This window comes from Vreelandella halophila, from assembly GCF_009856365.1.
Taxonomy (GTDB): Bacteria; Pseudomonadota; Gammaproteobacteria; order Pseudomonadales; family Oleiphilaceae; genus Halospina; species Halospina utahensis_B.
On sequence record NZ_WMEX01000002.1, the window covers coordinates 37510 to 60299 of the forward strand.

Consider the following 22790-nt stretch of genomic DNA (forward strand, 5'->3'; position numbering starts at 1 on the left):
TGGGGGGAATCCGGGGGTCAGGGAAGCCCCCGAGGCGCATCATGCACCGAGGCGCTCGATGGCCTCCCTCAGCGGCCCCGGAATGGGCGTGGGTTCATCCGTGGCGCGGTTGACGAACACATGCACAAACCGACCCTGGGCCAGGGGGCGGCCATCGTGGCCGCCGAAAACACCAATGCCCCAGGTCACGGAACTGTTGCCCAGCCGCTCCACGCGCAGGCCCACCTCCACCGGCTCGGGGTAGGCCACCGAGCGGTAATACTCACACCCGGAACTCACCACATACGCGATCACGGGTCCGTTGTAGATGTCCAGGCCACCATCCTCGATGAGGAACCGGTTAACCGCTGTGTCAAACCACGCGTAGTAGGTCACGTTGTTCACATGCCCATAGAGGTCATTGTCGTGCCAGCGGGTGGTGATCGTCTGGAAGGCATCGAAGGCACCGCGTGGCAGCGGCTCGTCTCCGGCCATCAGAAGGCCTCCCGGTAGATCGCCAGGGCATCCGCCTCGGTGACATCACGCGGGTTGTTCACCAGCAGCCGCTGCTGCTTCATGGCATCGGCGGCCAGGGTCGGCAGAAAATCCTCGCTGATGCTCATCTCCCGCAGTGTGCGCGGCAGTTCGACCGCCTCAATCAACGCGGTCATGCGGCTGACCAGATCCCCATCGCCACCATTGCGCACCAGCGGTGCCAGCTCCTCATACAGAGCGCCCGCCACGGGCTGGTTGAAGCGCAGGACCTGGGGCAGGACCAGGGAGTTGCTGAGACCATGGGGAATGTGGAAGTGGCCCCCAAGCGGGTAGGCCAGTGCATGCACAGCGGCCACCGGCGCATTGGCGAATGCCTGGCCGGCCTGCATGGCGCCCAGCAGCATGCCTGCCCGGGCGTCACGGTTTTCGCCGTTGTGCACGGCTTCCACGATGTTGCTGGAAAGCTGCGCCAGCGCTTCCCGCGCCAGGGCATCCGAGACCGGGTTCCTTCGATGGGCGCTGGTGTAGGCCTCGATGGCGTGCACCATGGCGTCGATGCCCGTGGCGGCCGTTACCTGCGGCGGCAGCCCCAGCGTCAGGTCCGGGTCCAGCAGCGCCAGGTCCGGCAGCAGCAGGGGCGATACAATGCCGGACTTGGTGGTCTCACCAGTGGTGATGATGGCAATGGGCGTCACTTCGGACCCCGTGCCCGCGGTGGTGGGCACCTGGATCAGGGGCAGTCGGCGACCGCTTGCCATGCCCACGCCATAGAGCTCCTCCAGCGACTGATCACAGCCATCCGAGGCCAGCAGGGCCACGACCTTGGCCACGTCCATCGAGCTGCCGCCACCGAAGCCCACCACCAGGTCCGCGCCGCAGTCCCGTGCGCGCTCAGCGGCCGCCCGCACGGTGGTGTCCGGCGGGTCCGCTTCCACCCCGCTGAACCAGTCCACCGCCAGCCCTTCGTCGACAAGCCCGGCCTGCGCCTCATTCAGAAGCCCCGCCTTGATGATGCCGGGGTCCGTCACGATGAACACCGAGCGGGCCCCACGCTCACGACAGTACGCGGCAAGGCTGGCGGCGCCCCCGCTCGCCATGGCGATCGAGGGCGTGGTGTTGAAGGTGAAGTCACGCATCAGCGCAGATCCGGGTTCAGGGTATAGGTGGCCGTTACCGACGCCTGATCCAGAATATGCCCCTCCATCGCCTTCTCCACATCGGGACCGCGGAACTCATCCCCCAGGTCCAGGTGCTCCACATCAAGCGCGAACACGGTGAAGATGTAGTGGTGCACGATCTCGTCGTTCCAGGGCGGGCAGGGTCCGTCATAGCCGGCATAGGTACCAGCAAGCTCCGGGTCGCCAGCGAGGAAGTCCGTGTAATCATTGATGCCACGCTTACCCAGGGCATCCTTCGAAGGGGATTTGCCCTTGGGCACCACCCCGTTGGACTCCTTGCCTTCCTCGATGCGGGCCACCGTCGGCGGTACATCCACGAGCAGCCAGTGGTAGAAGTCCACGCGCGGAATCTTCTTCGAAACGGTCTTGCCTTCCTGGTTCACATCGCCGGCCTCACTGGGCACATCCGGGTCCTTGATCATGACCACGAAACTGCGTGTGCCCTCGGGTACCCCCGACCAGGTGACTTCGGGGTTGAGATTGCGCCCCAGGGCCATGTGGTTGTCCGGGTCATACACGCCGAACGCAAAGTGCTCCGGAACGGGCTGGCCCTCGTTAATGTCCTTGACTTGGATGTCCATGCACACCTCCTCTGACGGGATGGATTACTGATGCCATTGAGCCTTGCCTGGGCCCGCCAGTGCAACCCCCACCATGGTCGTAACGCGCTCCACGGCGCACACGACCCAGTGCAAACGCCGTCGTGTGCACTACACTTCCATGGCAGTCAGCAGCTCGCGCGAAAGATACCCGTAATGGCCGAAGCCACGCCCCCAACAGCACCGGATCCCGCCTCGGAATCCACCGAGACCCGTTCCGACATCGTGCACCTGGTACGAATACTGTCTCTGGCGGCGGCCCTGGCCCTGTTTTTCTTCTCCTGGCGCAATGCCTACCTGACCGCTGATCCACGCTGGTTCGGTACGGTCATGGCCACCCTCGGCGGGGTTCTGATCGCCAACCTCCTGCTGCATCTGCTAACGCAGAACCTGGCCCAGCTGCGCTGGGGCTTCATCGTCATCATCACGGCCGTGCTGGTCTTTGTGGCCCTCTCCGGCGTGGAGCAGGGGAGCGGCGTCATGTGGCTCCATGTTTACCCGCCCGTGGTGTTCTACATCTCCAGCCCGCGATTCGGAATAATCAGCTGCGTGGCGGGCTGGCTGACCCTGGTGGTGGCGCTGACTCCCCTCGGGCAACTTCTTTTCAGTGTGGCCGAGTACCCGCTGCCCTTCCGGATCGTACTCGCCACGTCGCTCGCCTTTGTGATGGTGTTCAGCTACCTGCTGGACCGGGCCCGGCGCCAGCATGCCGAGCGCCTGCGCCAGATGGCCGAGATCTTCGAACACGCCGCCACCCATGATGCCCTGACCAACCTCGCCAACCGGCGGGAGGGCACGGACCGGCTGGCCCGGGAGTTCGCGCGCTTCCAGCGCAACGACACCCCGTTCAGCGTTATCCTGGCCGACATTGACCATTTCAAGACCATCAACGACACCCTGGGCCACGGTGTCGGGGATCAGGTGATCCAGACCATCGCCACGCGGCTCACTTCGGGCTGCCGGAAAATGGATTCGGTCATCCGTTGGGGCGGCGAGGAATTCCTGGTGGTCCTGCCCGGCACCGCCGAATCCGAGGCCATCACCACCGCCCAGCGCATCCGCCAGCAGATCGTCGAGCAACCGGTGACCGCCGACGGGCGCCCGCTCGAGGTAACCTGCAGCTTCGGGGTGGCGGAGATACGCCCCTCCGATGCCATCCAGACGCTGCTCCAGCGTGCCGATGAACGCCTCTACCATGCCAAGACCACGGGCAGGAACCGGATCATCAGCCGGCGCTTTGGTTATGGGTCAGGTGGCCGTTAACGACATGCACACGGAATCCAACAGGGACCATTCATGAACCCCTCCACTCTCATTGGCATTCTCGGCGGGCTCGGTCTTTTCGCCACCATTTTCCTGAATGCCGTCTCCGACCCCTCCCTGTTCATCAACCTGCCGGGGCTGGGCATCGTGATTGGCGGCACGCTGGCCGCAACCTTCATCAGCTACCCCATCCGCGAAGTGCTGAGCATCTTCCGGCTCATCGGCACGGTTCTGCGCAACGAGCGCCTGTATACGGAGGACGACATCGAGGAACTGATGCGCATCACGCGGCTCTTCCAGACCGGTCAGATGCCGGCCGTGGAAAAGGAGCTCCAGAACGTGAACAACCCCTTCCTGCGGACCGGCATCCAGCTGGCGGTGGACCTGACCCCGGAAGAGGACGTCCTCGACCTGATGCAGTGGCGGATCGCACGGCTCCAGGCCAAGGAGCATGCGGAAGCGCAGCTGTTCCGTGTCATGGCGGGGTTCGCCCCCGCCTTCGGGATGATCGGCACACTGGTGGGGCTGATCAACATGATGTTCCAGCTGGGAAGTGGCGATATGGAGCTGATCGGCCAGAGCCTGGCCGTGGCGCTGATGACCACCTTCTACGGCATCCTGCTGGCCAACCTGGTGCTCAAGCCGATTGCGGTGAAGCTTGAACGGCGCACCGAACAGCGCATGATCGTGATGCACATGGTCATGCAGGGGGTCTCCATGATGTTCCGCAAGCGCCGCCCGACCCTGATGCGCGAAACCCTGAACTCCTTTGTGGCCGACCACATTAACGAGATCCGCGACGGAAACGGGAGTTCGTCGCGCCAGGGCCTGTTCTCGAAACTGAAAGACCGCCTCCGGAAACATGATGACGACGGAGATCCGGACGCATGAGCGAGGACACCACACCGCCCCGGACGCCGCCCCATAAGGCCATAGCGCTCAGGGACAGCACGGAGGAGGAGAGTTGGCTGCTGGTCTATCTGGACGTCATGACGCTGCTGGTGGTCATGTTCGTGGTCATGCTTACCTTTGCCGGTGACGGAGATCCCGAGACCGCGGCTGATACCACGGAACCAGCCCCCGAAGTGCAAGGGCCCTCCCCCCATCCGGCGGACTGGCCCGAGGGCAGCCTGGGCGACGACATCGAGACCAGCCGCAGCGACGAAGGGCTCCGCCTGCGCATCAGCAGCGGTCTGCTGTTTGAATCAGGCCAAGCCGAGCTCTCACACAAGGGGCTCGATACACTCGCGGAGCTGGTACCGACACTGGAGCAGTCCTCCCATCCCATTGTGGTCACGGGCCACACGGACGATGTACCGATCACAACGGATCGTTACCCCTCCAACTGGGAGCTGTCGTCGGCACGGGCGGCGCAGGTTGTGCGTTTCTTTCAGAAAGAGGGGATCAGTCCGGAACGCATGACGGCCGTGGGCAAGGCCCACATCGAGCCCAGGGCCAGCAATGAGACCGCCGAGGGCCGTGCACGCAATCGCCGTGTGGAGCTGCTTCTGAGGCTATCATCCGCCGACTAGGGCCGCACTCAGGCGCTGATTCAGGTCCTCCGCGTCCGGAGACTCGTCCATGATGATTTCCAGCCGGTTTTCCCAAGCCGGATCAACGCCCGCCTCGCTCAAAGCATCACCAGCTCTGTTGAGCGCCACCCAGCCCTGATCCGTGCGCATCACACCCTTGATGCGGCGCCAGTCGTCGCCGTGGCAGAAGGCCGCAAGCTTCCGGTGATCAAAACAGTAATCCGCGCTGATTCGCCAACCGCAGCTGTAGTGATCATCGCCACTGTTAAGGTACTGCTGCCATGGCTGCGCGGAAAGCGGCGGCGCTTCGGCGGGCACCGCGCCGTGATGGTGCTCGTGGGCGTGCGGATCCCCCGCCTTACGGTCGCTGTGAGCCCGGGAGAGCCAATCCAGTTCCAGGCGGCCATGGTCTGTCTCGGTTACCAGCGCCTTGGGCGGCTCAAACCCGGCAGCCCATTCATGGAAACGGGCCCGATCCGCGTCGCTGCAAAGGTCGGTCTTGTTGGCCACCAGCACATCGGCAACCGCCGCCTGGTCCTGGAAGTGGACATTGCTGAGCACCCGCTCCTCGGCCAGGCGCCGCGGATCCACAAGACAGAGCACGGAGGCCAGGTGGAGCACCCCCTGGTAACCGCTCCCGGTCAGGGTTTCGATCACCTGGCTCGGGTGCCCCAGGCCGGTGGGCTCGATCAGAAGCCGGTCCGGTTTCTCGCGCCGGATCAGCTCGTTCAGGGCCACCTGCATGGGCAGACCGGCCACGCAGCACATGCAGCCGCCAGGCACCTCGCGCACCGCGACCCCTCCGGATTCCATCAGGGCGCCGTCCACACCCACTTCCCCGAACTCATTGACCAGAACGGCCCAGCGCTCGCCTTCAGGGCGCCGCTGCATCAGATCCATGATGGCGGTGCTCTTGCCCACCCCCAGGAACCCCAGAATCAGGTGTGCGGGAATACTGCTCATCGCGTCAGCCTTCGTATCAGCCGTTCATCCTCGGGAAACGCTGCCATCAGTGTCTCCGGCTCACCCCACTCGAAATCCTCGAAGTCAAAACCCGGGCTCACGGTACAGCTGACCAGCACATAGCTGGTCTCTGGCGCGGGCTCGGCGGCGAACCAGGTATTGGGCTCAATGGTCAGGGTCAGTTCCGACTGGCTGCCGAGTTTATGGGTGGCGATGCCGCTGTCATCGGCGCAGTGGACCAGCACCGGACCGCCCGCATGCCAGTGCCAGAGCTCATGGCTGCGCAGCCGGTGCCAGGCGCTGTACTGGCCTTTTTCCAGCAGGTAGTGGATGGCCGTCATGGTAGGGCGACTGCCATGCTCGGTGCGCACATTGATCGGGCTGGCAAAGAAGCGCCGATACCAGCCGCCTTCCGGATGGGGCGCCAGCCCCAGTTCCTGTTTCCAGTGTTCTGCGTCCATCATGACTCCGTGATTTGCGCGTTGGTGCTGCGACTGTGCAGATTCAGGCCGACCCGGGTCACCGCATCGCCGGAAACCGCCTTGACCACCAGTTTGATTGGCCCCATGCGCAGCTTGTCACCCACCACCGGATGCCCGTGCGCCCGGCGGAAGCACTCCGACAGTGTGTCGCCGGGATCATAGCCGGAGATGTCGATGCCATAGAAGAGTTCCACGTCCCCGACCGTGGCATCGCCGTTGAGAACGAACTCGCCGAAGAACTGGCGATCCTCCAGTGGACTGGTCCGTGGATGGGTATCAAAGAGTTTGCTCATTTCGTCCAGCTGCCCCGGTGAGGCCATAACCGCCACCAGATCCCCCTCCGCGAGTTCCGTTTCCGCGCCCGGGTGAAACAGTTCTGAGTCACGGAAGACGCCAGCGCAGATCACATGGCGGGGCAGATTCAGTTCACTGAACGGCAGCGGTTCCCGCCACCGCTCGCCGGTCAGCTCAAAGACCATCAGCTCATGGTCGCCGGAGCCGGGCAGATCCAGTGGCAGCCGGCGCCGCGGCTCCTGGCCCGAGGGCACCTCGAGACGCAGGCGATGGGCCAGGGGCGCCAGGGTTGTCCCCTGGACCAGCAATGACACCAGCACCACGCAGAACGCCACGTTGAACAGCAGGTGCGCATGCTCGATGCCGGCCATGACCGGGAACAGCGCCAGAACAATAGGCACCGCGCCACGCAGCCCGACCCAGCTGATGAACACTTTCTCCCGCGCATGGAAGCCGAAGGGCCAGAGTGTTGCCAGCACGGCTATGGGCCTGGCCAGCAGGATCAGCACCGCGGCAACGACCAGCCCTGGAATCAGCAGGTCCACCAGTTCGGACGGCGTGACCAGCAGCCCCAGAATCAGGAACAGTGCCATCTGGGCCAGCCACGCGAGCCCGTCGTGCATCTGCAGCACTGCCGGCAGCATACGGATCCGCCGATTGCCCAGCACCACGCCACTGAGATAGATCGCCAGGAACCCGCTCCCGCCCAGACTGTTGATGCCGGCAAACACCACCAGGCCACCGGAAGCCACCAGCAACGGGTAGAAGGCCGGTACCAGCTGTACCCGGTTGATCAGAGCAGCCAGCAGCCGCCCTCCCAGCAGGCCACCCGCCACGCCCAGCCCGAACTGCTGGACGAGAAGCCAGAGGCTTTCGAGCAGCGGTGTCTGACCGCTGCTCTGGATGAACGACAGCAGCACCAGGGTCAGGAAGATGGCCATGGGGTCGTTGCTGCCGGATTCGATCTCCAGGGTGGCACTGACGCGGTCATTCAGATGCAGACCACGCCCCTGGAGCAGGGAGAATACGGCGGCCGCGTCCGTCGAGGATACAATCGCCCCCATCAGCAGCGCCACGGCCAGCGGCAGGTCGAACAGCCAGAATGCAGCCAACCCTGTCAGTCCGGCGGTGATCGCCACCCCCACGGTGGCCAGGCTGAGCGCCGGTTTCAGCCCTACCCGGAAGCTCTCGCGCCGCGTTCTCAGGCCACCGTCGAGCAGTATGATAGCCAGGGCCAGGTTGCCTACCAGAAAACCGGTTCCGAAATCATTGAACGGCAGCCCCCCCGGTCCGTCTTCTCCGGCAAGCATGCCGATGGCCAGAAACAGCAGCAGCACCGGCATGCCGATCCGGCTCGACAGCGGACTGAGCAGGATACTCAGGCTGAGCAGCAGGCCAATGAACAGAAGAAGGTCGGTGGTCAATCGGTCCTCCCCGGACTGTTTTTTTACCCGGCTTTAAGGATGATGGCTGCAAAACGCAGCTGTTTCAGTTTCAATGGAACCGGTAGTGCGCTTGAGCGTCCTGTACGGAGTCAATGCACCAATTTGCCTGTTTCAGCAACCCGGAGAAACCCTCTATGACCGATGAGGTACTGGTTCTGGACGTGCGTTTCGCCGTCCACCAGCTCAGAAGCACCGACCTGATCCCTGCCGGGGTCTTCCGGACCCCCTATTACTGGATCGGGCGTACCGCCGGGTTTCTGTCACTCATCTGTGATGAGTCACTGTCGCTGCCGGCCGCCGACACCAGCACCGGCTGGCTCTGCCTCAATATCCGCACCGGCGATCCGGTGCTCCCGGAAGTGGCGCAGAATCTGCGCAACAGCGGCATCGGCTTTGTCCCACTGCCTTCCGGCGCTGGCGCCTACGGCCTGGTTCCGGAACACCAGTTGGCGCAAACACGCACCCAGCTGGAAGCCGCCGGCTACCGCGTCAGGGATGAGGCTGAAACGGGTTCCGCCTGAAACCTGTTCCCTGCTAGCTTGGGGTGTATCCTGCAGGACCAGACTGGACACCCATATATCATGCACGACCTGACACAGCATCGCTATTTCCGGCGCAACCAGCGTGGCCGTGATTTCGTGGTCAGTGATCTTCACGGCCGTCTGGATCGGCTTGACTACCGGCTGGAACAGCAGGGGTTCGACCCCGGGCGCGACCGTCTGTTCGCCGTTGGGGACCTTGTTGATCGCGGCGACAACAGTGCCGCCCTGGTCGAGCGCCTGGAGGAACGCTGGTTCTTCAGCGTACTCGGCAACCACGAACTGATGCTGCTGGATGCACTGGCTGACCCGGGCGCACGGGTGCTGCACGAGCACAACGGGGGGCGCTGGTTTCACCGCCAGCCCTCCGGGGCACAGCTCTACCAGGGCACTCTGCTGCACCAGCACCTGTCCCTGGCCTTTACAGTGGAAACCATGAACGGTTCCGTGGGCATCATCCACGCCACCGCCCCCTCGGACTGGCGTACCGTGCAGGAAGTCCCCATGGATGAAGGCCAGTGGGAGGAACTGGTCTGGGACCGGTCCGACTACAACCAGGCCCTGCGTGCCCCGGCACTGGTTCCCCCGGTACGCCACGTGACCCGCGTGGTGCACGGCCATGTCTCCTGCGACCAGCCGATACATGCGGCCAACCGTTTCTGGATTGACACGCTTTACCGGGGTGGTGATATTACCCTGATACCGATCCCGGCCCTGCTCGGCATTCCCGAGCACCAGCGTTCCAGCGCAGGCTGAGACCCACGGGGAGAACCATGCGTCGATCCATAACAGCCGCCACTGTTCTGCTGTTCCTGTTGCCTCTGATCCAGTCTTTCCCGGCAACCGCCATCAGTGACGGCACACCCCATGCAGACCGGGTGCTGGTGATCAAGAGCGAGCGCAGGCTGTACCTGATCCGTGACGGCAAACGCATTGAAAGTTTCCGGGTATCCCTGGGGCAGGAGCCGGAAGGGCACAAACTTTTCGCCGGCGACAACCGTACCCCGGAGGGCCAGTACACCCTGGACTGGCGCAATCCCGAGAGTGACTACTACCGCTCCATCCACATCTCCTACCCCAACTCCGAGGATCGCCGCAAGGCCCGGGCATGGGGGCAGGACCCCGGAGGTAACATCATGATCCACGGACTGCCCAATGACGCGGACAAGTGGAACTTCGCCTTCGAGGGGCTCGACTGGACGGATGGCTGCATTGCCGTTAACAACCGGGCAATGGATGAGATCTGGCGCCGGGTTACCGTTGGTACACCGATTGAAATCAGGCCGTGAAAACGGTTTTCACAAACCGTCACTTTGCTACACTTGAAGCGGCATGGACTCCTCACGCTGGGTCCCGCCGAATATTAACCCGAAGAAAAAGGGGACTATCATGAAAAAGCTGACGCTCGCAGGAATTACCCTGACCGCTGTTGCACTGGGCGGCTGCGCAAGCACCAACAACGACGCCATGAATACGGCGGACGATGCAATGGACACAGCAAACGATGCCATGAGCACGGCGGAGAGTGCTGACAGCAGTGCGGCTGATGCACAGGCGCGGGCTGACGAAGCCTACGAGCTGGCTCAGGAAGCGCTCGAGCGCGCCAAGAATGCCGAGCAGTCGGCTGAGGAAGCCAACGAGCGGGCCAAGCGCATGCTGGACCGCGCTACCGGCAAGGAGTAAGCCGGTACGGGGAAGCCGCCCCAGGGCGGCTTCCTTCCCTCATTCTATACCCACCATCTTGTGCATCTGAACACTCAGCCGCCAGCGCGGATGCGCCATGCAGTAACGGATGGCCTCACGCGTGCTTGCATCCCGGACCAGATCCCGCTCCGCCCCCGCATCCGGTGATGACATGGGTGAAAGCAACCGTGCCCGCGCCTCGATATCGTCATAGTCCGCTGGATCCTGGCCCTGCTGGGGATACACCAGTTTCAGTTCATCACAGCGCCTGATACGGATACCGGTACCCGCCTTGGGGCTGACGCAGAGCCAGTCGATGCCATCCGGGGCATCCAGCGTGCCGTTGGTCTCCACCGCCACGAAGAAATGGCGCTGGTGGAATGCCTCCAGGAGGGCCCCATCCAGCTGCAACAAGGGTTCGCCGCCGGTACACACCACCATGGGGGATTCCTCAATGCTTCCGGAGCCCGGCCAGAGAGACGCGATATGGTCCACGAGCTCTTCAGGCGTCTCGAATACGCCCCCATTGGGCCCATCGGTCCCCACAAAATCCGTATCGCAGAACTGGCACACGGCCGTGGCCCGGTCCTTTTCCCGGCCAGTCCAGAGGTTGCACTTGCTGAAGCGGCAGAAAACGGCAACCCGCCCTGCCTGAAGCCCCTCCCCCTGGAGGGTGGTGAAGGCTTCCTTGATCCGGTACATCAGTGCGCATCCTCATAGGGCAGGGGATCTGTGACGCCGTGGGCGGCGAAGGCCTCGAGCCGTTCCGTGCAGGCCCCGCAACGGCCGCAGGCCCGGGTCCGGCCGTTGTAACAGGTCCAGGTACGGCTGTAGTCCAGGTCCATGGCGAGCCCCTCACCCAGGATCTGACCCTTGGTGAGATGCATGAAGGGTGCTTCGACCCGCACGGCTTCGTAGTTGGCTACGCGGGCAACACGGTCCATCTGCTCGATGAATTCCGGCCGACAGTCCGGGTAGATGGCATGGTCGCCGCCATGGGCCCCGTACCAGACCGCCTCGGCGCCGCGACTCACCGCATGGCCGATGGCCAGCGACAGCAGGATCATGTTGCGGTTGGGCACCACAGTAGCCTTCATGGTGGCTTCCTCGTAATGCCCCTCCGGCACGGGTTCTGAATCGGTCAGCGCGGAACCGGCCAGCAGACCCTGGATACTGGTGATGTCGACCACTTCGTGATCAATCCCGAGCTCCCGGGTGACGGCCCGGGCACAGTCGAGTTCCCGGGCATGGCGCTGGCCGTAGTCAAAGGACAGGGCATGCACGTGCCAGCCCTCCGCCAGCGCCCGGTGCAGCAGCGTGTAGGAGTCCATGCCTCCTGAATAGATGACAACAATACGGCTCATTGGGATTCCCGTGCGGTTGGCCTGGTGCCCATTCTATCAACCATGAGCGGATTACGGAGGCTCTGTAGGGACTACCCGCAGCCGCTCTTGAAAAAGCCCGGTTCAGGGATACACTGAGGGTATGGAGTCAGAAGGCACTTATACCATGACAACAGGTGGTAACCCCGTGGGGGTGACATCCATTACGACACGAAAGCACCCGCTGACGACCGCGGGCTCCTGAACGGTATGCAAGGCCGGAGGGAGCCCTGCGGGGTCGCCTCCGGTCGGTTGGGCTGATGCCCTGTCCGATAGCCCGGAGGTGACCGCCTCCGGGCTTTTTCGTTGTATTGAATCCGAGCAACGCGGACAGGAGGGGTCCCATGAGCCAGAAAGCGAATCACAACAGCAACCGTATCCGCCGCCCCGGGCGTCTGCCGTTCCTGGACGCCATCTGCAAGCGCCTCAACCAGCGCGTGAACCTGGAGGATGAACGCTCGGTTCTGGCTCTGTATGAGCGCGGTTGGATCTTCCATGGTGTTCTGGGTACACCGAGCGAGGCGGAAAGCCGCTACATCCGCTCGCTTGCAGCCCGGTACAACTCCTGGATCCAGAAACAGGTGGCCTGAGAGGAAGGAGGGCGCACAACAGCGGCTCAGGCGCCGCTGTTGTGGATCATCATGTAGTTGTTGACCACATCCTGGATCTTTTCACGGGAATAGGGTTTGACCACATAACCATTGGCGCCGGCGGTGATCGCCCGCTGAATGCTGTCGATGGAATCATCGGCCGTAACCAGCACCACATGCTGCTGCCGATTCGCCGCCTTGATCTCCTTCATCACCTCATGGCCATCACGATCCGGCAGGCCAAGGTCCAGCATCACGATCTGGAAACTGTCTCCATTGAAGGCCTCCACCCCGGATGCCGCATCATCCGCTTCAACCACCCTGCTCACACCGACGGCATAGAGCATCTCGGTGAGCATCTGGCGCATGGTGGGTTCGTCCTCAACAACAAGCACGTTGAGATTCGTCATTGGATCCTCTCGATTGTTCTCCAGCCTCTCAACTATAGCAGGCGTGCACCCTCACGCCTCATCGCGTGACATTCTCTGACTTTCTCCGTCCCTGGCGGGAAGTTCCAGCTCGCGCTCTCCCTCGGTGTCACCCTGATCCGGGTCCTCACTACCGAAAAGGACCGGGTCCGGGCGTGTCAGGAGATTGCTGATACTGATCGCGGTGGTATAGAGCGAGATGGCGACGATCAGCAGTATCGGCTGGACAAACACAACCATCCGCGGCACCTCCTCACTGGTGGTGATCAGGAGCAGCATCAGAATGGCCGGCCCGAGCACCAGCAGCAGGGTCAGTGCCAGAAAGAACACGATGCGCTCACGGAAATGGCTCAGACTGTGATCGGTGATCAGCCCGAGCACGAACTTGCCCAGAGCCAGCCCTCCCAGAATGGCCGCGGCAATGGAAAGATCCGGCGCCGTGAGCGTGGCTTCCGGATGGCCATGCCAGGCCCGGGTCAGGGCGATCACGGCAAACGGGAAGAGAATGAAGATCACATCCGCGTAGGTCCCGTACATCATGTTGACGGTTTCGTGGTTCGTACGATGGTCCGGAAGATGGTTCATGGCATCATCCTGTTACTGTTGACTGTCCCGCCCCTCCAGAGCCTGCCGGATAAGGCCGGCCAGCTCCGGATAGAGGTTGACCGCATGGGTCACGTCCTGGTTCTTGAGGGCGCGTTCCACTTCGGCCGCCTTCTCCGTAATCAGCGGGTACCCCATGGCGCCCGCCGTTCCCTTGATCTGATGGACCTGGCGCTGCAGATCCATCCAGTGCTCATCCCGGATCGCCTGCTCCATGGTGTCGAGCCGCTCCGGCAGTCCATCCAGGAACTGATCCACCAGGTGCTGGATATCCGGATCCGTTCCCGACTCTGATTCAGCCTCCGCCGATTCCCCACCCCCCAGGTGTTTCTGCAGCAGCACCCGCAGCTGCCCGGAATCAATGGGTTTGTGCAGAACGCCGTCGCAGCCCGCTTTCTGGAGGTCATCCACTTCCGACTCATCACCCGCGGTGAAGGCAATGATCGGCCGCCGGAAACCGGTCTGGCGCAACATCCGGGTCGCCTCCGGGCCGTCCATCTCCGGCATGTGGCTGTCCATCAGCACCAGGTGGACCGTTTCGCTCATGGCGGTGGACACCGCCGCGGACCCCGTATCCACCGACAGCACCGTCACCCCGAAGCGCGCCAGAAGGCGCTCGACCAGGCGGCGGTTGTCCTCGTTGTCTTCCGCTACCAGCACTGTGCCCTGATACTGTTGTACCACCTCTGTCCTGGCCTCACTGCGCACCCGCAGGTAACGGGCCAGTGTCTCGTAGAAACGCCGCTTGTCGATGGGCTTGGCCAGATAATCGTCACAGCCGGCTTCCTGATAGTCCTGCAGATCCTCCGCCATGACATTGGCCGTCAGGGCAACGACCGGTGTGTTGATACCGGCTTCCCGGATGGCCCGGGTGGCATCCCGGCCATTCATCACCGGCATCTGGATGTCCATCAGGATCAGATCCCATGCTTCGCTGCTCGCCCGCTCCAGCGCCTCGGCCCCATTGCCCACATGGGCCACCTCGGCCCCGGTGCGGGTGATGAGCAGATCCACCAGTTTGCGGTTCACCTCGTTGTCCTCCGCCACCAGGATGCGGCCACTCAGGTGGGGTGCATGCAGCATGGGCAGCTGGCGACGGCGCTGGGTCATCTCCGAGGCGTCACGGATCATGTGGACACCGTCCAGTGGCCCGCTGTCGATCGTGACCTCAAACTCACTGCCCTCGCCATAGACACTGTCCACCCTGATATCACCGCCCAGCAACTCGGCGAGATGCCGGGAGATGCTCAGGCCCAACCCCGTTCCCCCGTACTGGCGAGCGGTGGCGGCGGCACCCTGGGCGAAGGGGTCGAACAGGCGCTCCATCTGCTCCGGCTTCATACCGATGCCAGTATCCACCACCCTGGCATGCAGCTTTTCCTGCTCCCGGTCGCAGCGGATCGCGATGTGGATACTGCCCTTATCGGTGAACTTGAGCGCATTACCGCACAGGTTGATCAGGATCTGGCGGAAACGTGTCGGATCCGTGCGGATGATCTCCGGCAGCGGGTACTCGCACTGGATGAAAAACTCGAGCCCCTTCTCCCGGGCCCTGGGGGTGAAGAAGGCACGCACCTCGTCCAGCAGTTCCGGGAGGTTGACGTTCAGGCGCTCCACCTCAAGTTTGTTCGCATCGATCTTGGAATGGTCGAGAATGTCGTTGATCAGGTCGAGAAGGTGACGCCCTGAACGGACCACGGTCTCGGCACTGCCGCGTTTCTCGGACTCGCTGAGATCCGGTTCCATGAGGGTTTCACCATAGCCGATGATCGCCGCCAGAGGTGTGCGGATCTCGTGGCTCATGTTCGCCAGGAACTGGCTCTTGGCGGCGGCCGAGTTGCGGGCGATCTCCTTCTCCAGTCGTTCGTTCTCGCGCTCCTTCTCAACCTCGTGGCGCTGGCGCCGCTCGGTCACATCCACGAAGGTGCCCTCAAGGTGGCTGGGCTCGCCGTCCTCGGTATAGATGGTCCGGATGGAGATATTGGCCCAGCGTTCCTCGCCCTGACAGGTCTCGAAGGTGCCTTCAACCCCGTGTACTTCGCCCTCCTTCTCCAGCTGCCGGATCACCCAGTGGCGGACACTCGACTGGGAGAAGCAGGCCCGCAGCGCATCCGGAACACCATTGATCAGGCTTTCGACGGTACTGTAGCCCAGAATCCGCGCCATGGAGGGATTGGCGTCCAGGAACCGGCAGCTGGTCGACATCTGGAAGATCCCTTCCATGGCATTCTCGAACAGAGCGCGGTAGCGGTGAAGATTGGCCACCGCCTGCTGGTTCCACTCCAGGGCCTCGCGCTGGACGATCTTGATGCGGTTGGCGAACGCCAGTGACAGCAGGATGTTCTGGGCCACGAACCCGATCTGGGGGGCGTGGCTGGTGAAACTGTTGAGCGGGTAATACCCCATCACGGCGGTGCCGTAGAAGCCCACACCGACCAGGGTGCACAGCCAGGAAACAAAGTAGATCCCGGCGCTGGGCAGCTCATTGCGCCAGGCCCAGTAACTGAGCGCGATGATCACCACCGCCAGGCCCACGGAGCCGACCACGGTCCATTCCATCGCCACGTGGTAGTCGTGAAAAAGGCTGATCACCAGCGTGGTAATGGCCGCGTACAGGCAGAGCTTCAGCACCTGGTCCAGGTGGGCGGCGCGGTTGCGGGTATCCAGCAGTTCCCGCGCCATCATGGTGCCGAAGATCCAGCTCAGCTGGATGTAGATGTGCAGGTACTCCTTGTGGAGCCAGGACTGGAGCCCGCCGAACACCTGCATGCCATGCACCTGTTCGGTCATCACGAACAGCATGGCGAACAGGATGTAGGTGGTGTAGTAGATGTAGCCCGGTTCGCGCACCACCAGGGTGACGAAGAAGTTATAGGCCAGAAGGGCGAACAGCGCCCCCATGAACAGCCCCTGGATCCACTCATCCACCGCGACCTTGCCCAGGTAGCTGTCCAGCTCCCACAGGTTCAGGGGCAGGCGCATGGTGTTTCGGGTTTCCACGCGCAGAAGCAGCGTATAGCGTTCCCCGGGCGCGAGGTTCAGACGGAAGGACGGGTTGGGCACCGCGAATTCCCGCTCAGACCACTCATCCGAATAGCGGTGCTGCTGCCGCGTCACCACCTCGTCCTGTTCATTGACCAGGTACAGGTCCGCCTGATCCACCAGCGGCAGCACCAGTTCCACCACCCAGTCGGCCACCGGGTGACTGCCGTTACGGTAGACAAGGTCGCGCTTGATCCAGAATACCGACTCGGTATAGCCGTAGTTGAGCACCCCTACAGTGTGCTCATTGAACTCCGGCGTATTGCCGGCGATCACATCCTCCAGGCTGTATTCGTGGGCTTCGTCCTGGAGATAACGGAAGCAGCTGCCGATATTGTGGTGCTCCTCCCCGTCACGGATCTCCACGGGGCCCGCCAGGCAGCTCCCGGCTTCCTGCGCGCTGGCCCCGGACACCACAACAGGGCACAGCACCGCCAGCGCAAGGAGCAGCCAGGCATACCGGGGATGTGCGGGCAATCTGGCGTTCAAAACTGTGATCTCTCCGGACGCGGGGAAAGCAATCGCGCATTATGCTGTAAATGTGCATTCACCGGAACAGTATGGTCGCTGGAGTGGATTGATGAAAACGCGCCTGTGTTTCAGAGCGTATGCGGCGTCTCTGGCCGTTCTGCTGAGCGCCGGGCTCACCGGCTGTGAGCTTGACACCGGCTCCTCCGGGGGCGGCCCGGGGTCCTGCACGGATGGCTTCACCTTCGAGGATCCGTCGCAAGTGCAATACGGGTCGCTGACCATCGATGGGGATCAGAACACCAATCCCGCTGGCGCGAACCTTGAAAAGACGCTGTTCCGCCAGTTCGCAAGGATTGCAGAACCGGCTGACGGGACGGAGAACCAGAATCAGGCAACGGAAGCCTATGATTTCTTCAAAAAAGAGACTGAAAAATTCATAGGGTTCAACAAAGACAACCTGCCGGACTACAACCAGGTGAGAAACGGCTTTGACCTTCTGGAAGCCATGATCGCCTCCGGCAATGTCGCCCCCCTCCAGACCGCCCGGGATGCCATGGCGAACTGCGTTCGCGAGGACGCCCCCGGCAGCATCAGGGTCAACACACTGAAAGTCACGGAAACAGAGGTCCCCGAAGACGAGCGGGAAACATGGGAGCTGGGCGTGAACTACGCTCACAACCCGGAACCACTGACGGATCCCACGCCCTTTGGTCCCAACGTCGCGCGCGTGGCTTTCACACCGGAAAGCTTTGTATTCACGCTCTACCCCAACCAGGCATTTCAGGGCATCGGGCCCTCATCCGGATTCAAACAGCCAAGCAAGTTGATCGCCGGTTTCAACGCGGACTTCGAGGAAACCGTGAACGAAGAGGAGAGTTCCGGGGATTCAGGTAATGACGGAGGAGATCCAGACTCGGTGATCTTCGAATCCTTCCTTGAGAACACACAGGACGACCGGGGTGATGACCGCAGTCAGACCGACCGCTGGTCCTGGAGTTCTGAGGAAGGAACCACGGATTTCTCTGGCTATGATTCTGGAATCGACAGGGCAAAGTGCGTGCGGGTTACGGCTGACTACTCGGACAGCACCTCGCAGGATCGTATAACCGTGGAACTGGCCTCGGAAGCGTGCCCCAGCATCAGTGATCCCACAGACTTCAACGCGGAGAAATCTTTCACCTATAAGTCAGCTGACCCAACCGTTGAGCAGGTCCGGAACTGAGCAGCCGTGCGGGCTCACCGCCGGCTGCACCCCGTATCCATACCCCACTGCTCCATGAAGGCCCGCTTCTTGCGGATCAGGCGCTCGTAGGTGCTGACAATGCTGGCGCTGTGCGCGGTGGGTGATTCCCGAAGGGCATCCACCCGTTCCTGCAGTGACCGCAGTTCACTGCAGAGCCGCTGATGAAGATGGTCGTGGACACTCTCGAACTGATCCAGGGCGATATCGGTCTCAGCCCTCATCACATCCTGTTGTTCGCTGCGCATCGTAATAACCCGTCCCTGCCTGGTTATACTGACTACTTCTTGCGCATTCTGCCCCGACTGACATCGGATTGCAATAAGATGTGAACAGGCTTTCACCATTTTACACAAGCGTTCAGGTCGCGCCCGGAGCACCCTGAACGACTCCCAGCGGCCGCTCCGATTCCTCCAGTACGGGGAAACTGCTGCACACCTGATTCACGAAACCCGCCAGCACCGGCAGATGATGCCCCACGATGGGAATGCCGGTATTGATCAGCGACACGCTGATGTCGCGGCTCGGGTCGGCCCAGCACCATTTGTTGATCAGGCCCACATGGCCGAAGGCCTCGCCCGACTGCGGCCCCCAGAGCCCCACCGGATCCGCCCCCAGCATAAAGCCGGCGCTGAAGCGCATGGGAATCATCATGGTGCGGTCAATCTGCATGCGGCCGTAGGCCTGCACCGCGCGGATGACCGTCTGGCGGTCGCAGATGCGCTTACCGTTCCAGGTGCCCCCATTGAGCATCATCTGGAAGAAGCGCCCCATCTCCTCAGCGGTGCCGCACAGGTTGCCGGCGGGGATGACCGCCTCCTGGAAGCGCGGATCATTGCTGACCTCGGCCACGGTATTGATATCACCACCCAGGGCCCGGCGCACGATCCAGGACACCGGAAACACCAGTTTGGGGCCTGTGGCGTAGTTCCAGGCCAGATCCAGCAGGTTGTCATGGTCAATGCCGTAGGTGAAGTAGCGCATGCCCATGGGCTGGCGCAGGCGCTTGTCCAGCAGGCTATCAATGCTTTCCCCGGTGACCCGCCGAACCACTTCCCCCAGGACGTAACCACCCGTGATGGCATGGTAGGCAACCGTGCTGCCGTCCGCCTCTATGGGCCGGGCATCGCACAGCAGCTTCCAGATGTAGCGCTCGTCCCAGAGCGCATCGATGGGTGTGTCCTTGGGCAGACCCGGGATGCCCCCGCGATGGGACAGGATCTGGTGGATGGTGATGTGCTTCTTGCCGTTGCGGGCGAATTCCGGGCAGTAGAAGCTGACCGGGTCCAGCAGATTGATGAGCCCATCCTCCGCCAGCATGTGAACGAGCAGGGCGGTCACGGCCTTGGAAGCGGAGAAATAGCAGACGGGTGTCTCCGTTGTCATGGGCACCCGGGGCCCATCGGGGCGATCCTCGGGCCCATTGCCCTGGGCATGGCCAAGGGCCCGGTTCAGCAGAAGCTGGCCCCGGTGGCGCAGCGTGATCTGAAGGCCCGGATGGGTCCCGGTACGATACAGCGCGGCCACCTTCTCCCAGACGGCCTCAACGGACTCGCTGCTCACACCCGCTTCGGCGGCGTTCTGCTCCCCGTCCCTGTCCACGGTTGTGGCCGTATCCAGATCCCCCGGGATGCGACTGCTGTGAAGCCGTTTCCTGAGCCATTCGTTCATCGGAGCTGCTCCCTCCTGCCGTTCCCTTGTTCAATGTGACATTCCAGTATGGCACGGAATCAGCCGCTGCGCGTGCCGTCCCTGCGCTCCAGGCTGGTCTCGATGCGATCCAGCTGCTGCTGGAGCTCCTGCATGTGCTCATGGATCCGGTGCACCTCCACGGCCTCGCCCTCACCGTTCTCCTCGTCCACACGCTGGCTTTCCTTTTCCATCACCTGCAGCACGATACCGATCATCATATTCAGGAAAATGAACGCCGTGAGGAACAGGAAGCTCAGATAATAGATCCAGCTCAGGGAGTACACTTCCTGGGTCTCGTACATCACATCCGTCCAGTCCTCGAAAGTGGCGATGCGGAAAAGCGTCAGCATGGAGCGGGCGATGTTGCCCCAGAGGAAATCATTGATGTGGCCGAACAGGAAGCTGCCAAAGGCACCGTAGATGTAGAAGATGATGAACATCAGCAACACCACGTAACCCATGCGCGGGATGGCCTTGAACAGCGACCCCATCAGGATCCGCAGCTCCGGGATCAGCGACACCAGGCGCAGGACCCGGAAGATGCGCAGCAGGCGTGCCAGCAGCACCATTTCCGAGTCGTCGATGGGGATCAGGCTTGCCACCACAATGATGAAATCGAAGACATTCCAGCGCTCACGGAAGAAGTCCCGCAGGCGCTCCTCCGCCGCCATCCGGATCAGGATCTCGATCAGGAAGAAGACCGTCACCGCCCAGTCCAGTACCCCCATCACCTGGTCGAATCGACTGACGCCCTCGTAGGTGCGGGCGCCAATGAGCAGGGCGGAGACGATGATGATGCTGATCACCGCGCCCTCAAAGAGGCGGTTACGGTGCAGCGCGTCGAGTCGGCGCTTCAGGTCGCTGGCACTCTGAGCCATTCACTGAACCTCCTGTGGACGGAAAACGGCATTATCACTGATCCACCCCGTTCACACGAGGATTTGACCTCCCTCCGGAGAACAGATAATGTTCAAAACATCGAGTAGACGACCGGTCTAATTGGCACAGAAAGTCAATCATCATGTCCAGAGCCCAGCGCAATCCCAACCTCCGCCAGGAACTCCTTGAAGCAGGTGTTCACCTGCTGTCCGAGCAGGGGTACCACGGCACCGGTATCAAGGAGATCCTGGACCGGGTCCAGGTCCCCAAGGGGTCCTTCTATCACTACTTCAGCAGCAAGGAAGGCTTCACCGCCGAGATCATCGAGGATTACACCGAGGATCTGCTGGCGCTGATGGACCGCCACCTGGACCAGCCCCGCGACTCCGCCCGCGAGACCATCCGCCAGATGTACGGGCTGATGATCACCGAGTTTGAACGCCGGGGCTGCATCCGGGGCTGCCTGCTGGGCAACCTGGCCGCCGAAATCGGTGCCGCCAGCCAGCAGTGCCAGCAGGCCCTTCAGAAAGGTTACCGCGACTGGCGGGAACGGTTCGTGCCACTGGTGGAACAGGGCCAGCGCCTTGGCGAGTTCCGCGACGACATTCCCGCCAGCGCCCTGACCGACATCTTCTGGAACCACTGGGAGGGCGGCATCCTGCGCATGAAGCTCGAGGGCCAGGCCGATCTGCTGCGCGCTGATCTGGACTGGCTCCTGGACCGCCTGATGGCGCCCGCCCCCTGATTTCCGATCCCAATCCCTTTTATGGAGTATCCGTTCCATGGCAACACCCACACTGAATGACGAAAAAACACTGCAGCGCGGCCGCCCCATCAAGAACCGCCTGATCAAATCCGCCATGAGCGAGCAGCTGGGCAACGCCCGGCACGACCCGGATGAACGGCTCGCCCGCCTGTACCGGGCCTGGGCGGACGGCGGCATCGGTCTGTCCATGACCGGCAACGTCATGATCGACCGCAACGCACTGGGCGAACCGAAGAACGTGGTGCTGGACGAACAGTCCGACCTGGACGCCTTCCGGAACTGGGCCGAACAGGGCCAGGCCAACGCCACCCAGGTATGGATGCAGCTCAACCATCCCGGCAAACAGATCCCGAAGTTCCTGAACAGCCAGCCGGTAGCGCCTTCCGCGGTGCCCCTGGGAGGCGGGCTGGAGAAGATGTTCGCCACACCCCGGGCCCTGGAAGGGGATGAGATCCAGGCCATCATCGGCCAGTTCGCCCGTTCCGCGCATCTTGCAAGGGAAACCGGCTTCTCGGGGGTCCAGATCCACGGCGCCCACGGCTACCTGGTGAGCCAGTTCCTCTCTCCACGCCACAACCAGCGTGACGATGAATGGGGTGGCTCACCGGAGAACCGCCGCCGCTTCGTGCTGGCCGTTCATGAGGCCATCCGTGAGGTGGTGGGCCCGGACTTTCCGGTGGGCATCAAGCTCAACTCGGCGGATTTCATGAAGGACGGCTTCAGCGAAGAGGAATCCATGGATGTGGTGCGGGCACTGACCGAGGCCGGCATCGATCTCATCGAGATTTCCGGCGGCACCTATGAGGCACCCGCCATGACCGGGTTCAAGGCCAAGAAGGAAAACGCCCGTGAAGCCTACTTCCTGGATTACGCGGACGCGGTCCGCCGCCACACGGACGTCCCGCTGATGGTCACCGGCGGCTTCCGTTCCGCCACCGCCATGCAGCAGGCGCTGGACTCCGGTGCTACCGATTTCATCGGTCTGGCCCGCCCGATGGCCGTGGACCCGGAGCTGCCACGCACCCTGCTCAGCAACCCTCAGGCTAAGCTGGCCATCAAGCGGCCGTCCACCGGCTTCAAGGGGCTCGACAAGGCACTGATGCTGGACATCACCTATTACGAGTCCCAGCTCGCCCGACATGCAGACGGCAAAAAGCCGAAACCCGGGCTCAGCCCCTGGATCACCGTCGCCAACACCTTCGCTGCCATGGGCGCGAACGCCTTCAAGCCGCGCCGCGGCTGAAC

At 62.6% G+C, this 22790-nt stretch carries 25 protein-coding genes; 11 read left to right on the forward strand and 14 right to left on the reverse strand.

The window, feature by feature from the left end; all coding sequences use genetic code 11:
* Positions 1 to 39: 39 nt before the first annotated feature.
* Genes GLW01_RS03485 through GLW01_RS03495 form a run of 3 tightly spaced genes read right to left on the reverse strand, consistent with a single transcriptional unit; the run spans position 40 to position 2233 of the window.
* Positions 40 to 474, reverse strand: a complete 435-nt coding sequence (locus GLW01_RS03485) for an acyl-CoA thioesterase (RefSeq protein ID WP_095616063.1) — start codon at positions 472 to 474, stop codon at positions 40 to 42.
* Entirely contained in the window at positions 474 to 1610 is a 1137-nt protein-coding gene (locus tag GLW01_RS03490) for an iron-containing alcohol dehydrogenase (protein ID WP_160898153.1), read from the reverse strand. Before GLW01_RS03490 ends, GLW01_RS03485 begins: the two co-directional genes overlap by 1 nt.
* Complete coding sequence (locus GLW01_RS03495) at positions 1610 to 2233, reverse strand: YbhB/YbcL family Raf kinase inhibitor-like protein (protein WP_151440219.1); 624 nt, start codon at positions 2231 to 2233, stop codon at positions 1610 to 1612. Before GLW01_RS03495 ends, GLW01_RS03490 begins: the two co-directional genes overlap by 1 nt.
* 174 nt (positions 2234 to 2407) lie before the next feature.
* Between GLW01_RS03495 and GLW01_RS03500 the strand changes: the two genes are divergently transcribed.
* Genes GLW01_RS03500 through GLW01_RS03510 form a run of 3 tightly spaced genes read left to right on the forward strand, consistent with a single transcriptional unit; the run spans position 2408 to position 5046 of the window.
* On the forward strand, positions 2408 to 3514 hold the full coding sequence (locus GLW01_RS03500; RefSeq protein WP_160898154.1) for a GGDEF domain-containing protein: 1107 nt from the start codon (positions 2408 to 2410) through the stop codon (positions 3512 to 3514).
* Positions 3515 to 3547: 33 nt separating this feature from the next.
* Positions 3548 to 4405: a motility protein A gene (locus GLW01_RS03505; protein ID WP_160898155.1), complete on the forward strand. Its 858-nt coding sequence runs from the start codon at positions 3548 to 3550 to the stop codon at positions 4403 to 4405.
* Positions 4402 to 5046: an OmpA/MotB family protein gene (locus GLW01_RS03510; RefSeq protein ID WP_160898156.1), complete on the forward strand. Its 645-nt coding sequence runs from the start codon at positions 4402 to 4404 to the stop codon at positions 5044 to 5046. Before GLW01_RS03505 ends, GLW01_RS03510 begins: the two co-directional genes overlap by 4 nt.
* Here GLW01_RS03510 and GLW01_RS03515 read toward each other — a convergent pair.
* Genes GLW01_RS03515 through GLW01_RS03525 form a run of 3 tightly spaced genes read right to left on the reverse strand, consistent with a single transcriptional unit; the run spans position 5032 to position 8209 of the window.
* Positions 5032 to 6009, reverse strand: coding sequence for a CobW family GTP-binding protein (locus GLW01_RS03515; protein WP_160898157.1), 978 nt, complete (start codon positions 6007 to 6009; stop codon positions 5032 to 5034). The genes GLW01_RS03510 and GLW01_RS03515 overlap by 15 nt on opposite strands.
* Positions 6006 to 6470, reverse strand: a complete 465-nt coding sequence (locus GLW01_RS03520) for a cupin domain-containing protein (protein WP_160898158.1) — start codon at positions 6468 to 6470, stop codon at positions 6006 to 6008. The genes GLW01_RS03515 and GLW01_RS03520 overlap by 4 nt, the downstream gene beginning before the upstream one ends.
* Complete coding sequence (locus GLW01_RS03525; RefSeq protein WP_160898159.1) at positions 6470 to 8209, reverse strand: potassium/proton antiporter; 1740 nt, start codon at positions 8207 to 8209, stop codon at positions 6470 to 6472. The genes GLW01_RS03520 and GLW01_RS03525 overlap by 1 nt, the downstream gene beginning before the upstream one ends.
* A gap of 155 nt (positions 8210 to 8364) precedes the next feature.
* Here GLW01_RS03525 and GLW01_RS03530 point away from each other — a divergent pair, with 155 nt between their 5' ends.
* The 4 genes from GLW01_RS03530 to GLW01_RS03545 all read left to right on the forward strand — a co-directional run bounded on the left by GLW01_RS03530 (position 8365) and on the right by GLW01_RS03545 (position 10452).
* Positions 8365 to 8751 (forward strand): hypothetical protein, encoded by a 387-nt coding sequence (locus tag GLW01_RS03530; protein WP_151440212.1) that lies wholly within the window; start codon positions 8365 to 8367, stop codon positions 8749 to 8751.
* 60 nt (positions 8752 to 8811) lie between these two features.
* Positions 8812 to 9525, forward strand: coding sequence for a metallophosphoesterase (locus GLW01_RS03535; RefSeq protein ID WP_151440211.1), 714 nt, complete (start codon positions 8812 to 8814; stop codon positions 9523 to 9525).
* A gap of 17 nt (positions 9526 to 9542) precedes the next feature.
* Entirely contained in the window at positions 9543 to 10058 is a 516-nt protein-coding gene (locus GLW01_RS03540) for a L,D-transpeptidase family protein (RefSeq protein WP_160898160.1), read from the forward strand.
* A gap of 100 nt (positions 10059 to 10158) precedes the next feature.
* A complete protein-coding gene (locus GLW01_RS03545; RefSeq protein ID WP_151440209.1) occupies positions 10159 to 10452 on the forward strand; it encodes an Lpp/OprI family alanine-zipper lipoprotein in 294 nt (97 codons plus the stop codon).
* A gap of 39 nt (positions 10453 to 10491) precedes the next feature.
* Here GLW01_RS03545 and queE read toward each other — a convergent pair whose 3' ends face one another.
* Positions 10492 to 11154 (reverse strand): 7-carboxy-7-deazaguanine synthase, encoded by a 663-nt coding sequence (queE, locus tag GLW01_RS03550; RefSeq protein WP_160898161.1) that lies wholly within the window; start codon positions 11152 to 11154, stop codon positions 10492 to 10494.
* A complete protein-coding gene (gene queC, locus GLW01_RS03555) occupies positions 11154 to 11816 on the reverse strand; it encodes a 7-cyano-7-deazaguanine synthase QueC (protein WP_160898162.1) in 663 nt (220 codons plus the stop codon). Before queC ends, queE begins: the two co-directional genes overlap by 1 nt.
* Before the next feature lie 362 nt (positions 11817 to 12178).
* Between queC and GLW01_RS03560 the strand changes: the two genes are divergently transcribed.
* The gene (locus GLW01_RS03560) at positions 12179 to 12424 is read left to right on the forward strand and encodes a hypothetical protein (RefSeq protein ID WP_077529884.1); all 246 of its coding nucleotides are present in this window, start codon (positions 12179 to 12181) and stop codon (positions 12422 to 12424) included.
* A gap of 26 nt (positions 12425 to 12450) precedes the next feature.
* Here the strand turns inward: GLW01_RS03560 and GLW01_RS03565 are convergent, their stop codons facing one another.
* From GLW01_RS03565 to GLW01_RS03575, 3 genes are read right to left on the reverse strand one after another with little or no spacing between them, the layout of a single operon-like run.
* Complete coding sequence (locus GLW01_RS03565; RefSeq protein WP_151440206.1) at positions 12451 to 12834, reverse strand: response regulator; 384 nt, start codon at positions 12832 to 12834, stop codon at positions 12451 to 12453.
* Between the two features lie 51 nt (positions 12835 to 12885).
* Positions 12886 to 13437: a hypothetical protein gene (locus GLW01_RS03570; protein WP_160898163.1), complete on the reverse strand. Its 552-nt coding sequence runs from the start codon at positions 13435 to 13437 to the stop codon at positions 12886 to 12888.
* A gap of 12 nt (positions 13438 to 13449) precedes the next feature.
* The gene (locus tag GLW01_RS03575) at positions 13450 to 16986 is read right to left on the reverse strand and encodes a response regulator (RefSeq protein ID WP_160898164.1); all 3537 of its coding nucleotides are present in this window, start codon (positions 16984 to 16986) and stop codon (positions 13450 to 13452) included.
* Between the two features lie 91 nt (positions 16987 to 17077).
* Between GLW01_RS03575 and GLW01_RS03580 the strand changes: the two genes are divergently transcribed.
* Positions 17078 to 18190, forward strand: coding sequence for a hypothetical protein (locus GLW01_RS03580; protein WP_160898165.1), 1113 nt, complete (start codon positions 17078 to 17080; stop codon positions 18188 to 18190).
* 14 nt (positions 18191 to 18204) lie between these two features.
* Here the strand turns inward: GLW01_RS03580 and GLW01_RS03585 are convergent, their stop codons facing one another.
* The 3 genes from GLW01_RS03585 to GLW01_RS03595 all read right to left on the reverse strand — a co-directional run bounded on the left by GLW01_RS03585 (position 18205) and on the right by GLW01_RS03595 (position 20778).
* Positions 18205 to 18456 (reverse strand): hypothetical protein, encoded by a 252-nt coding sequence (locus GLW01_RS03585; protein ID WP_095616082.1) that lies wholly within the window; start codon positions 18454 to 18456, stop codon positions 18205 to 18207.
* A gap of 112 nt (positions 18457 to 18568) precedes the next feature.
* On the reverse strand, positions 18569 to 19879 hold the full coding sequence (locus GLW01_RS03590; protein ID WP_160898166.1) for a serine hydrolase domain-containing protein: 1311 nt from the start codon (positions 19877 to 19879) through the stop codon (positions 18569 to 18571).
* A 59-nt stretch (positions 19880 to 19938) separates the two neighbouring features.
* A complete protein-coding gene (locus tag GLW01_RS03595) occupies positions 19939 to 20778 on the reverse strand; it encodes an ion transporter (protein WP_160898167.1) in 840 nt (279 codons plus the stop codon).
* 143 nt (positions 20779 to 20921) lie between these two features.
* On the opposite strand from GLW01_RS03595, the gene GLW01_RS03600 reads away from it, so the two are divergent.
* Positions 20922 to 21524 carry a TetR/AcrR family transcriptional regulator gene (locus GLW01_RS03600; RefSeq protein WP_151440199.1) on the forward strand — a complete coding sequence of 201 codons (603 nt, stop codon included), beginning with the start codon at positions 20922 to 20924 and terminating at the stop codon, positions 21522 to 21524.
* Between the two features lie 37 nt (positions 21525 to 21561).
* A complete protein-coding gene (locus GLW01_RS03605) occupies positions 21562 to 22788 on the forward strand; it encodes an NADH:flavin oxidoreductase/NADH oxidase family protein (RefSeq protein WP_160898168.1) in 1227 nt (408 codons plus the stop codon).
* Positions 22789 to 22790: the final 2 nt, after the last annotated feature.